11 protein-coding genes are annotated in these 12,403 nt (G+C 72.0%); 6 read left to right on the top strand and 5 right to left on the bottom strand.

The features are described 5' to 3' along the window. Positions 1-85: 85 nt before the first annotated feature. Positions 86-1,531: a DUF4192 domain-containing protein gene (locus AC068B_RS10205; protein WP_478670445.1), complete on the bottom strand. Its 1,446-nt coding sequence runs from the start codon at positions 1,529-1,531 to the stop codon at positions 86-88. Between the two features lie 279 nt (positions 1,532-1,810). On the opposite strand from AC068B_RS10205, the gene AC068B_RS10200 reads away from it, so the two are divergent. From AC068B_RS10200 to argB, 4 genes are all read left to right on the top strand, one after another. After that, positions 1,811-2,467, top strand: a complete 657-nt coding sequence (locus AC068B_RS10200; RefSeq protein ID WP_478670442.1) for an isochorismatase family protein — start codon at positions 1,811-1,813, stop codon at positions 2,465-2,467. 33 nt (positions 2,468-2,500) lie between these two features. Further along, a complete protein-coding gene (gene argC / locus AC068B_RS10195) occupies positions 2,501-3,586 on the top strand; it encodes an N-acetyl-gamma-glutamyl-phosphate reductase (protein ID WP_478670441.1) in 1,086 nt (361 codons plus the stop codon). Next, entirely contained in the window at positions 3,583-4,734 is a 1,152-nt protein-coding gene (gene argJ, locus AC068B_RS10190) for a bifunctional glutamate N-acetyltransferase/amino-acid acetyltransferase ArgJ (RefSeq protein WP_478670440.1), read from the top strand. The genes argC and argJ overlap by 4 nt, the downstream gene beginning before the upstream one ends. A gap of 107 nt (positions 4,735-4,841) precedes the next feature. Further along, positions 4,842-5,699: an acetylglutamate kinase gene (argB, locus tag AC068B_RS10185; RefSeq protein WP_478671252.1), complete on the top strand. Its 858-nt coding sequence runs from the start codon at positions 4,842-4,844 to the stop codon at positions 5,697-5,699. 170 nt (positions 5,700-5,869) lie between these two features. Here argB and AC068B_RS10180 read toward each other — a convergent pair whose 3' ends face one another. Further along, a complete protein-coding gene (locus tag AC068B_RS10180) occupies positions 5,870-6,418 on the bottom strand; it encodes a GNAT family N-acetyltransferase (RefSeq protein ID WP_478670438.1) in 549 nt (182 codons plus the stop codon). Positions 6,419-6,751: 333 nt separating this feature from the next. Between AC068B_RS10180 and helR the strand changes: the two genes are divergently transcribed. Next, entirely contained in the window at positions 6,752-9,013 is a 2,262-nt protein-coding gene (helR, locus tag AC068B_RS10175) for an RNA polymerase recycling motor ATPase HelR (RefSeq protein WP_478671250.1), read from the top strand. 3 nt (positions 9,014-9,016) lie between these two features. Here the strand turns inward: helR and AC068B_RS10170 are convergent, their stop codons facing one another. The 3 genes from AC068B_RS10170 to AC068B_RS10160 are packed head-to-tail and all read right to left on the bottom strand — an operon-like array spanning position 9,017 to position 11,114. Further along, positions 9,017-9,274, bottom strand: a complete 258-nt coding sequence (locus tag AC068B_RS10170) for a hypothetical protein (RefSeq protein ID WP_478670436.1) — start codon at positions 9,272-9,274, stop codon at positions 9,017-9,019. Continuing rightward, positions 9,271-10,848 (bottom strand): amidohydrolase, encoded by a 1,578-nt coding sequence (locus AC068B_RS10165; protein WP_478670435.1) that lies wholly within the window; start codon positions 10,846-10,848, stop codon positions 9,271-9,273. The genes AC068B_RS10170 and AC068B_RS10165 overlap by 4 nt, the downstream gene beginning before the upstream one ends. Positions 10,849-10,901: 53 nt before the next feature. Continuing rightward, positions 10,902-11,114 (bottom strand): MbtH family protein, encoded by a 213-nt coding sequence (locus tag AC068B_RS10160; RefSeq protein ID WP_478670432.1) that lies wholly within the window; start codon positions 11,112-11,114, stop codon positions 10,902-10,904. A 153-nt stretch (positions 11,115-11,267) separates the two neighbouring features. On the opposite strand from AC068B_RS10160, the gene AC068B_RS10155 reads away from it, so the two are divergent. Further along, on the top strand, positions 11,268-12,368 hold the full coding sequence (locus AC068B_RS10155) for an alpha/beta hydrolase-fold protein (RefSeq protein ID WP_478670431.1): 1,101 nt from the start codon (positions 11,268-11,270) through the stop codon (positions 12,366-12,368). Positions 12,369-12,403 lie beyond the last annotated feature (35 nt).

Below are 12,403 nucleotides of genomic sequence, written 5' to 3'. Positions count from 1 at the left end.
CACTCAGGTGAACGGGCGGAACCTGTGCCAAGTCACGCCCCTGCGCGGGAAGCCGACCATGTGGCCCAGAGCTCGAGCGCGGTCATCAGCTGTCCCTCGCCGCTCGCCGGGTGATGCGGCGGCGGTTCTGCGGACCCTTGCCCGGGCCGCCGGAAGCCGGGGAGGCTCCCGGCGCGGAGCGCGACGAGCGTCGTCGGCGGCGTCGCCGGGGAGGAGCGCCGTCGTGGGCCTCACGCTTCCGTCGCAGGCAGCGGCGGATCGACTCCGGGTCCATGTCGTCGTTGCAGGCGCGGTTGATGAGCAGGGCAAAGGCATACCTGGAGTCGGCGCTCAGGGCCATGGCCAGGGCCTCCTGGCCTTCCGCGAGGTCCCCGAGGGACCAGGCGACCCAGCCCGCGAGGGCCAGTGGCGCGGCCGCATACTCCGCGTACGCCCCGACGCAGCGTCGGGACAGGGCCCTCCACAGCCGCAGCGCGGGCGGCCCCTCGTCACCCTCCATCCACTCCGCCGCACGATCGCGGGTCGTGGGGATCTGAAGGCCGATGATGAGCGCGGCCGCCTCGTCGTGCGCGATCAGCTCGTCGTCCCTGTTGTCCGCTTCGAGGGGGCCGGATGCCGGGGGCGCCGCGTCCAGGCGTGCCATGATCCGGCGCGCCAGATCGAGCGTCTCCGCGGCAACGCTCTCTCCTTCCGCGCAGATCTCACCCGGGTCCGCGCTGTGGTCCGTGCCCTGGTCCGCATCTCGATCCGCGTCCCGGTCCGCATCTCGATCCGCTTCGCGCAGCATCCTGGGGAGGAGTTCGAGACCCGCCGCGTCGAGTGCCCGCTCCTGGTCCGTCGCCGCCGCGGTCTGCCATGGGGTGAGCCGTCCCCTGATCTCGCTCTGTGTGGCGCCCGCCTGCACCCCCATGTACGTCGCGGCGGCGGCCAGGACCGAGGTGCCCGGGCTGAGCAGCGGGATGCCCTCCGGAGGGCAGCACCGAATGTCCGGGCAGCAGTACGTCCAGAAGCGGCCCTGCGAGATGCACACGACTTCGAAGACCGGCACGTCCAGGCGGCCGCACGCCGTGCGCAGCACCTGGGCCAGCGGGCGCAGGCGCTCCACGACCTGCTGTCCGGTCTCCGCGCCGACGGGGTCCTGGCAGAGGAAGGCGACGACGCCGTCAGGACGCGCTCCCCTCCGCTCGCAACCGCCCACCAGGCACTGGGCCAGCTGCTCCGCGACGCACGGCCAGTCCTCGGCGCGCTCGGGGACGCCGAGGCGCACACGGCCGCCGAACCGTCCCCGCTCGCCGTGCAGAGCGATGAGCACGATGCTCTCCTCGGGCGTGAACCCGAGCAAATACGGCAAGGCGTCCGCCAGTTCGGCCGGTGTGCGCAGTGTGACCACCGGTTCGTCGAACGAGTCGCCGGGGTGGGGTGCCGGACCGTCGGCGCGGTGGACCGGCTCGCTGGGGTGATGTGCCGGGCCATCAGGTCGGACAGATTCGTGGGGATCGAGCGGACCCGCCGCTTCGCTGTGGTTCGTCATGCGCCGACTCTCCCGCGAAGCGCAGGATTCCGGTTGACCCTGTGGATAACCCCGCCCAGAGGCGCGACCAGGTCAGGAGCACGCCAACACTTATCCACAGCTTCACGCGCCCGCCCCGACCAACTTCCTCTCCCGCGTACACAATTGCGCCACACACAGCCGCCCCGCGGACCGACGCCCTTCACCTCAGACCTAGCGCTAATTAGGTTAGGCTAAGCTAAGGTCAATTCGCAGTTCGGACCCAGCGGTGCGCGCGTCATCAGGGGAGGGAAAACACCCATGGGCCTACCCGCCATCGGCTCCTACCCGATGCCGGACCGCACCGCCCTCCCCCGGTCGCACGTCTCCTGGCGAATCGATCCGGTGCGTGCCGCGCTGCTGGTCCACGACATGCAGAACCACTTCGTGAGCGCGTTCCCCAAGGGGCTGTCCCCTGTCGTGGAACTCGTCGACAACATAGCGACGCTCCGAGAGCTGGCGTCGACCCTGGGCATGCCCATCATCTTCAGTGCGGAGCCCGCCGGTCAGGCGCCGGGGCAGCGCGGGCTCGTCGCCGACATGTGGGGGCCCGGCATCGGGGACGAGCCGGGCGCCGCCGCGATCATCTCGGCCCTCACGCCCCGCCCCGGCGAGCACCTGCTCTCGAACGTGCGGCACAACGCCTTCCTGCGCAGCCATCTCGGCAGGCTGCTGCGGGCGAAGGGCCGTGACCAGCTGATCGTCTGCGGTGTGTACGCGCACCTGGGCGTTCTCCTGACCGCGGCGGACGCCTTCATGAACGACATCCAGCCGTTCGTCGTCGCCGACGCGGTGGCCGACCTCTCCGCCGAGGAACACGCCCTGGCGCTTCGCTGGGCCGCGCGCAGCGGCATGGTCTGCACGACGGACGGCCTGCTGCGCGGTCTCCTCCTGCACAGGGAACCGAACAACGCGTGACCGCCCAAGAAACCCCTACGAGAGACGGAGACCATGACAGTACGGGCCGCGGTGGCCGGAGCCAGTGGCTATGCGGGCGGGGAGATCCTCCGTCTGCTGTTGTCGCATCCGGAGGTCGAGATCGGCGCGGTGACCGCGCACAGCAGCGCGGGACGGCGCCTCGGGGAGGTGCAACCGCACCTGCCCGCCGTCGCGGACCGGGTCCTCGCGGAGACGTCTGCGGAGTCCCTGCGGGGCCATGACGTGGTGTTCCTGGCGCTGCCGCACGGCCAGTCCGCCGCGCTGGCAAGGCAGTTGGAGCCCGGCACCCTCGTCGTGGACTGCGGGGCCGACTTCCGGCTGCGCGACCCGGCGGACTGGCAGCGGTTCTACGGCTCCCCGCACGCCGGTACGTGGCCCTACGGACTGCCCGAACTGCCGGGTGCCCGGGACGAGCTGAAGGGAACCGACCGCATCGCCGTGCCGGGCTGCTACCCGACGGCGGTGACCCTTGCGCTGTTCCCCGCCTTCCTGGCGGGGCTGGTGGAGCCGGAGGCCGTCGTCGTCGCCGCGAGCGGCACGTCGGGGGCGGGCCGGGTCGCCAAGCCCCATCTGGTCGGTTCCGAGGTGATGGGTTCGATGACGCCGTACGGAGTCGGCGGCGGCCACCGGCACACACCCGAGTTGACGCAGAACCTCTCCCGGGTCGCGGGCGAGCACGTGACCGTGTCCTTCACGCCGACCCTGGCACCGATGCCGCGCGGCATCCTGGCGACCTGTTCGGCGCGCCTGCGCCCTGACTTGCTGCCGGAGACCGCGAACAACGCCGACGTCGGCGCCACGGCGGACGACATACGCGCCGTGGAGAAGACAGTGCGCACCGCGTACGAAACCGCCTACGAAGACGAGCCCTTCGTACGCCTGCTGCCGCCCGGCACCTGGCCCTCGACCGCCGCCGTCCTCGGATCCAACACCGCCCAGGTGCAGGTGACCGTGGACCCGGCCGCCCGCCGGCTCGTCTGCGTCAGCGCGATCGACAACCTGACCAAGGGCACCGCCGGTGGCGCGGTGCAGAGCATGAACGTCGCCCTCGGACTCCCCGAAGGGACGGGCCTGCCCATGAATGGAGTGGCTCCGTGAGCGTGACCGCTGCCCGGGGATTCACCGCGAGCGGGATATCCGCCGGGATCAAGGATTCCGGCGCCCCGGACCTGGCGCTGGTGGTGAACCGCGGACCGTCGGACGCGGCGGCCGCGGTGTTCACCTCGAATCGCGTCCAGGCCGCGCCCGTGCGCTGGTCACGGCGCGTGATCAGCGACGGCACACTCGCCGCGGTCGTCCTCAACTCCGGCGGCGCCAACGCCTGCACGGGCCCCGCGGGCGAGGACGACGCGCGCGTGATGGCCGAGCGCACGGCTCGGGCGATCGACGTCGAGGCGGGCCGGGTCGCGGTCTGCTCCACCGGCCTCATCGGCGTCCGGCTGCCCATGGACCGGGTGACCGCGGGCATCGACACCGCCGCCGCGGAGCTGTCGGAGGACGGCGGTGAGCCCGCGGCGGTCGCGATCAAGACGACCGACTCGGTGCACAAGACGGCGGTCGTGTCCGGCCCCGGCTGGACCGTGGGCGGCATGGCGAAGGGCGCGGGCATGCTGGCCCCCGGCCTCGCGACGATGCTGGTGGTCCTCACGACGGACGCCGACGTCAGCGCCCCGTCGCTCGACTCGGCGCTCAGGGAGGCCGTGCGCACCACCTTCGACCGGGTGGACTCGGACGGCTGCATGTCCACCAACGACACCGTGCTGCTGCTCGCTTCGGGCGCCTCAGGGGTGCGGCCGGATCCGGCCGAGTTCACTCGGGCCGTGCACGGCGTCTGCCTCGACCTGGCGCTCCGGCTCATCGCGGACGCGGAGGGCGCGTCGAAGGAGATCGAGGTACGGGTCGTCGGCGCGGCCTCGGAGCAGGACGCCGTGACGGTGGGCCGTTCGGTGGCCCGGAACAACCTCCTCAAGTGCGCCCTGCACGGCGAGGATCCGAACTGGGGGCGGGTGCTTTCGGCGATCGGCACGACCTCCGCGGTCTTCGATCCCGACCGTCTCGACGTATCGATCAACGGTGTCCGGGTGTGCCGGGACGGTGCGGCCGGGGGGCCGCGGGACAAGGTGGACCTCTCGGGGCGTGAGGTGACGATCACCGTCGACCTGCGCTCCGGGGATGCGTCGGCGACGATCTGGACGAACGATCTGACCGCTGCGTACGTCCACGAGAACAGCGCGTACAGCTCGTGAACGGAGTAGGGGCAGAGATGCGAACGGCTGTCAGGGAGCAGGAGTCCGAGACCTCCAAGGCCTCCGAGATCTCCGAGACCTCCGAGGCCGTCCTTCGCGCGGAGGGCATGCAAGGCAGCGTGGTCGTCGTCAAGTTCGGCGGGCACGCCATGGTCGACGCGGACCTGCAGCGGGCGTTCGCCCGGGAGGTCGTCGAGTTGTGGCAGGCGGGCCTGCGCCCCGTCGTCGTCCACGGAGGCGGGCCGCAGATCAACGCGATGCTCGACCGCCTCGGCCTGGAGACCCGGTTCGCGGCGGGCCTGCGGGTGACCACACCGGAGACCATGGAGGTGGTCCGCATGGTGCTGACCGGCCGGGTCCAGCGGGAACTGGTCGGCCACATCAACGCCCACGGACCCTTCGCCGTCGGCATGACGGGCGAGGACGCGCACACGATGACGGCCGTACGGCGGGCCGCCTGGGTGGACGACCGGCCGGTGGACATCGGCCTCGTCGGAGACATCGTGAAGGTGAATCCGGGGACGGTACGCGCGCTCCTGGAGCAGGGTCACATCCCAGTCGTCTCCCCCGTGGCACGCGGCGAGGACGGGCAGGTCTACAACGTCAACGCCGACCTCGCCGCGTCGGCCCTGGCCGTGGCGCTCGACGCCGAACGCCTCGTGATGCTCACCGATGTCGAGGGCCTGTACGCGAACTGGCCGCACAGCACCGAGGTGATCAAGCGCCTGACGGCCGACGAGCTGGACGAGCTGCTTCCGGGGCTCGCGAGCGGGATGCTGCCGAAGATGGAGGGCTGTCTGCGGGCCGTCCGCGGCGGTGTGCGCAAGGCGCACGTGCTCGACGGCCGGGAGCCGCATGCGGTGCTGCGCGGCGTACTCGGCGAGACCAGCCCCGGCACCACGGTGGCCCCCGACGCGCGTGCCGATCGCGAAGGGAGCCCTGAGCGCGACGAGTGCGCTGTCTGACAGTCGCTGGCGGGCACTGGCGGGCGCTGGCGGGCGCTGGCGGGCGCTGGCGCACTGACCGGCGCAAACGAGAACTCCCGCCCCGGGAGGTGAACCGGGGCGGGAGCGGCATGTGTGACGCCGATGCGGCGTCGTGTCACGGACGTCGTGCCATCACGGACTCGGCGGCGTCACAAACTCCTCGCGAGAATCAGCGCGTTGCGCCGCGGATCGAGGGAGTTCGCCCACGCCGGGGGCGCCATGCGCGCGGCGGTCGGCGCGAACCCGTACCGGAGGAACAGGTCTCCCCCGCCCGTCGTCGCCGTGAACAGGGCACTGAGCGACTTGGCGCGGGCCACGGCCAGTGCGGCGCGCATGAGCCCGGCCCCGACTCCGCGGCCCTGCTTGTGCCCGGCCACGCAGAAGTTGTAGAGAACGCCCGCTGGCCCGCGGCCCGTCGCCGGGTCGGCCGGGTGCACCCGCAGGCCCACACAGCCCTCCAGGGGGCCTCCAAGCACGCCCGCGTCCGCGCCCGCGTCCGCGACGAGGAAGTCGGTGGCGTGGGCGGCGTACAGCGAGGCGGGTCGCTCGCGCAGCGCCCCGGAGCGTACGAAGGGCTGGGAGAGGGCGACGAGTGCGGCGGCGTCCTCCTCACGGGCGGAGCGCACCGCGGGCGGCCCGTCGGGCGCCCCTGCGGGGAATGCGTGCAGCGGGACAGGGCGCGGCGTAGCCGTGATCAAGGCTGTACCTTCCTCGGTTCCACGATGGTTCCACGATCGAAGACAAGCTAGATAAGGCTAGCCTTACCTAAGTTTTGAGTCCAACCGAGGGCGGTCCGAGGCACGCCAAAGCTCGCAGCACGCCAAAGCCCGCAGGAGGAGCCGAGGAGAGGAGCGGAAGAAGGGCGAAGCCCGTGCACAGCCCCGTGCTAAGCCCCGCGCACAGCAAGGCAAGCCCGCGCACAACAAAGGCAAGAGGGGAATCCCACCTCTTGCCACTTTCAACTTATAGCGCACAGGGGGGCTTGCGGCAAGGCCCCCGTCGTACCGCAAAATCACGCCCTAAGCCTGACCCTGCGGACAACGGAGACCCCCCTGACCAGCAGCGCGTTCAACCTGCCCGCCAACCTCTCGGCCAAGGCCGATGCGGCACTGATCGCTCGCGACGAGCGGCACTTCGCAGCGATCGCGGAGAGCCTCGACCAGACCATCGCCGAACTCTCCGGCCGTCTCGACACCCTCCGCAAGGCACCCGGCGGCATCGGCCGGGAGGCGATGGACCGGGACTCGGAGATCCACCGGCTGAGCGGCCGCCTGCGCGCCCTGCGCCGCTTCGGGCTCGACCTCTGCCTGGGGCACGTCGTCGTCGCGGACGACGGCGCCGAGCCCCTGTACATCGGGCGCCTCGGGCTCACCGACAGCGAGGGCCGTCGGCTGCTCGTCGACTGGCGTTCGCCCGCCGCCGAGCCGTTCTTCGCGGCGACCCACGCCAACCCGATGGGGCTGGCGAGCCGTCGCAGGTACCGCTGGACCGGCGGCCGGATCAGCGACTACTGGGACGAGGTGTTCACCGCCGACGGCCTGGCACACCACGCAGCGCTCGACGACCAGTCCGCCTTCATCGCCAGCCTGGGCGGCAACCGGTCGGCCCGGATGCGCGACGTGCTCGGCACCATCCAGTCCGACCAGGACGCCATCATCCGCGCGGGCTCCCGCGGCGCCCTCGTCGTCGACGGCGGGCCCGGCACGGGCAAGACCGTCGTCGCCCTGCACCGCTCCGCCTACCTCCTCTACTCCGACCCCAGGCTCGGCCACAACCGCCGCGGCGGCGGCGTGCTCTTCGTCGGTCCGCACGAGCCCTACCTGGGTTACGTCGCCGACGTCCTGCCCAGCCTCGGCGAGGAGGGCGTGCAGACCTGCACCTTGCGGGACCTCGTCGCCGAGGGCGCCGCGGCGGGCCCCGAGAGCGACCCCGAGGTGGCCCGCCTTAAGTCGACCGCGGACATGGTGAAGGCGATCGAGAAGGCCGTCAGGTTCTACGAGGAGCCGCCCTCCGAGGCGTGCACGGTCTCGACGCCCTGGGCCGACGTGCGGGTGAGCGCCGACGACTGGGCCGAGGCGTTCCGGGCGCCCGGCCCCGGCACCGCGCACAACGAGGCGCGCGAGCTGATCTGGGAGGAGCTGGCCACGATCCTCATGGACAAGCAGGCCATCGGCAGGGAGGACGAAGAGGAGGACGGCGTCTCGCCCGGGATGTTCCTGCGGGCGCTGCGGCAGGACAGGGACCTGGTGACGACGCTCAACCGCGCTTGGCCGCTGATCGAGGCCGCCGACCTCGTGTCCGACCTGTGGACGGTCCCCGCCTACCTGCGGATGTGCGCGCCCTGGCTCGACCGCGACGACGTCACGAAGCTGCAGCGCAAGCACGCCCCCCAGGCCTGGACGGTGTCCGACCTGCCGCTGCTGGACGCCGCGCGGCAGCGACTCGGCGACCCTGAGGCGGCCCGGCGCAAGCGGCGCCACGACGCCGCCGTCGCGGCCGAACGCGAGCGCATGGCCGGTGTCATCGACGAGATCCTCTCGGCCGCCGACTTCGCCTCGGCCGGGGACGACAGCGAGGGCGCGGTACGGATGCTGCGCGGCAAAGACCTCCAGGACACCCTGATCGACGAGAGCGCCCTGCCCACCGACGACCCGGACCGGCTCGCGGGCCCGTTCGTGCACGTCGTCGTGGACGAGGCGCAGGAACTGACCGACGCGGAGTGGCAGATGCTGCTGCTGCGCTGCCCGTCCCGGAGCTTCACCATCGTCGGTGACCGCGCCCAGGCCCGGCACGGTTTCACCGAATCGTGGCAGGAGCGGCTTGAGCGGGCCGGGATCGACCGGGTCACGATGGCCTCCCTGAGCATCAACTACCGCACGCCGGAAGAGGTCATGGCGGCGGCCGAGCCGGTCGTCCGGGCCGCGATCCCCGACGCGAACGTGCCGACGTCCATCCGCAGCAGCGGCATCCCCGTCGTCCACGGATCGGTCACGGACCTGGACCGGACGCTCGACACCTGGCTCGACGCGCACGCCGAGGGGGTCGCCTGCGTCATCGGCGATCCGGCCTTCCACGAGAAGTTCCAGGAGCAGTGTCAGGAGCGGTGGCAGGAGCCGTTCCGGGGCCCGTCACGCGTACGGTCCCTCACTCCTGAGCTGTCGAAGGGGCTGGAGTTCGACCTCGTCGTCCTGGTCGACCCGGCGACGTTCGGCGAGGGCGTCGAAGGGACGGTCGACCGCTATGTCGCGATGACCCGTGCGACGCAGCAGCTCGTCATCCTCACGAGCCCCTGAGGATCAGGCGCACGGGCGGCCCGGATACGCATCCGTCTCGGGCACGCCCGCCTCGCGCAGCCTGCGCAGCACCTCGGGCAGGGCCTCGTCGCCGACGTCCGCGGGGCAGTTGATCCGCCGGTCGAAGACGAGGGTCTCCCCGGCCGTGTGCCAGATGACGTAGCGCCGCCCGGACCCGTCGCCGTCCCTCACGTACAAACCGCCCTCGTACGAACGGCCCTCGTACAAACCGCCCTCCCAGGAGCTCACCTGCTCGCTCACGACGCCGCCTTCCCCGTCTCGCAGCCGTCGACGTACGTCGCCGCCACTTCGATCCCGCCGATACGTGAGGTGTCGACACGTCGGGGGTCGTCGCCGAGCACCACCAGGTCGGCGCGCTTGCCCGGGGTGAGGGTGCCCAGGGTGTCCTCCCAGTGACAGGCATGCGCCCCGGCCACCGTGTAGGCGCGCAGGGCCTCGTCGACGGTGAGGCCCTCGTCCGGCCCGATCACCCGGCCCGACTCGGAGGCGCGCTCGACCATGAACTGGACGGCCCGCAGCGGGGATCCGTCGGTGACGGGGCGGTCGGAGCTGCCGACCAGGGGCACGCCGTGGTCCAGGAACCCGCGGCCGCGGTAGAGCCAGGGGGCCCGCTCCTCCCCCATGATCTCCGCGTAGTCGTCGCCGAAGTAGCGCAGGAAGTTGGGCTGGACGACCGCGCTGACGCCGAGTCGCGCGAAGCGCGGGAGCTGGTCGGGGCGGATCAGGCCCGCATGCTCGATGCGGTGCCGGGCGGCGGGCCGCGGCCGGAGTCGCTGGGCCCGTTCCAGGGCGTCGAGGGCGAGGTCGGCCGCGCGGTCGCCGATGGCGTGGACGGCGAGCTGCCATCCCGCCAGATGACCGTCGACGATCATGTCGGTGAGTGCGTCCGGGTCGTCCTGCAACTGGCCCGCGTGGCCGAGCCCTTCGTACGGCCTGCTGAGCGCGGCGGTCCGGGCCATCATGCCGCCGTCGGTGTAGATCTTCAGCGCGCCCACGGAGAGCCAGTCGTCGCCGAAGCCGGTGCGCAGGCCGAGGTCGAGGGCCCTGGAGATGCCGTCGGTCTCGTGCGCGGCGACCGGGCCGAGCCGTTCCGCGGAGACCATGAGCTGCACGCGCAGCGGCAGCAGGCCCTCCTCGCGGGCGAGTTGATACGCGCCGAGCTCGACGGGGCTGTGGCCGAAGAGGGTGCCGCCGATGCCCGCCTCGGCGCAGGCGGTGACGCCCTCGGCCAGACAGGTCCTGGCGGCGCGCCCTATGGCCTCGGCCAGTTCACGCTGGGAGTACGGCAGGCGCAGGGCGCGGGCGGCGCCCATCGCGCCCTCGGCGAGGAAGCCGTTCTCGTGCGGGACGTCCGCGGGGAGCAGGTCCAGGACGGCGGAGTTGACCACGCAGCCGTGCCCGGAGTCGTGCAGCATGAAGACCTTGTGGCCCCGGCTGACCGTGTCCAGTTCGGCGGCGGTCAGATGGCGGCCCAGGGCCCGCTGGTCGTAGCCGACGAGGTTCAGCCAGGCGCCGGGTGAGCGTTCGCGCGCCGCGGCGGCCGCCACGACGGCGAGCACGTCGTCGATCCTCGTGCGGCCCGCGATGCTCAAGGTGCTCTCCTTGAGCCCGGTCCAGGCCAGATGCACGTGGGCGTCGATGAACCCGGGCAGCACGGTGGCGCCCTGGAGGTCGATCACCTCGCGCGCGGGCGTGGAGGTCACGGCCGCGTCCAGGCCCGCGATCCGGCCCCGCCAGATGCCCAGGTCGTGGGCGACGGGGTGGTCCGGATCCATGGTGAGGAAGCGCGCGTTCGTCAGTCTCTTGCAGAGCATCGGCGATCTGCCCCTCCGAATAGCCGGTGACCGGTGGCCGGTGGCCGGTGAGGTCAGCCGTCGACGGACGCCGCGAGCGAACGGGGGCGCAGATCGGTCCAGTTGGTCTCGATGTACTCCAGGCAGGCGTCCCGCGACTCCTCGCCGAAGGCGGTGGTCCACCCGCCGGGCACCTCGGCGAAGGAGGGCCAGAGCGAGTGCTGCCCCTCGTCGTTCACCAGGACCAGGAAGCGGCCTTCGGGGTCGTCGAAGGGGTTGGTGCTCATGTGTCAGTGCCTCCTTGGGCGCGACGGATGCGGAGTGCGGGTCAGGGTTGGAAGAGGAGGGAAGAGGATGGAAGGAGAGGTCAGGATTAGGTTAGGCTCCCCTAATTAATGCGAGCTTAGCCTTTCTCCCTTCCCTCTCACAAGGAGACGTTGATGCGCCCCGCGGCCGACACCGGGAACGCCTTCGCCGAGTACGGACTGCCCGGTGAACCCGGCACCGAAGCCTTCTGGTCGGCCGCCCGGAGTCCCCTCTCCGTGCCTGCCGACGACGGCGGTTGGACCACTCTGTTCCTGTGGCGCGGGTCGCAGGCGAGCATCGGTTTCGAGAGCTGGTCCGAGCCGGTGGCGCTGAACCGCTGGGCCGACACGGACTGCTGGTACGCCGAGGTGGCCATGCCCGCGCGGCTGCGCGTGACCTATCAGGTCCTCGTGGGCGAGGAGGCGTACGCCGACCCGCTCAACCCCGTCGGCGCGGGCGGCGACCGTTCCGTCGCCGCGACCCCGGACGCCCCCGCCCAGCCCCACTGGCCCGACATCGGCGCCGACGACACCCTGCCCCTGCCCGGCACCCGCATCCGCTGGGCCAGCCAGCGGCTCGGCGGGCGGCGCACCGTGCGGGTCCACGCGGTGGGCGGCGGCGGGCCGGTGGTCCTGCTGCTCGACGGGGACGACTGGCTGTATCTGCACCCGGCCATGACCGCCTTCGAATCGGCCGTCGCCAGCGGCGAGATGCCCCCGGTGACCCTCGTTTTCCTGCCGTCCAAGGACCGCCTCGCCGAGTTCGGGTGCAACCCCGCCCTGTGGGAGGCGGTACGGGACGAACTGCTGCCGCTGGTGGCGGAGAGCGGCGTGCCCGCCGACGCGGGCCGACTGGTGGTCGCCGGGCAGAGCCTGGGCGGGCTGAGCGCGATGTACGCGGCGCTGGACTTTCCCGACCTGGTGTCCCGCGTGGCCTGCCAGTCGCCGTCGTTCTGGTGGACGCCGGACGCCATGGCGACGGCGGACCCGCTGGGCGGCACGGTCGGCGGCACCATCGCCGAGCGGCTGCGCAAGGAGCGCCCCGATCTGTCCGGTCTGCGCATCGCGTTCGACCTGGGGGAGCACGAGCCGCGGATGCTCCCCCACTGCGAGCTGGCCGAGTCGCTGGTCCAGGAGGCCGGTGCGACCGTACGGGTCTCGCGGGCGGCCTCCGGCCACGACCGGGCGGGCTGGCGGGACGCGCTGCTCAGGGACGTCGCCTGGGCACTCGCCTAGGAGACGCCACCAGGCACTGACAACCCCCTAACCGC

The organism is Streptomyces sp. NPDC042371 (assembly GCF_056437465.1).
Note: the sequence above shows the minus strand (reverse complement) of the source record. Positions and strands in the feature narration are given on the sequence as shown.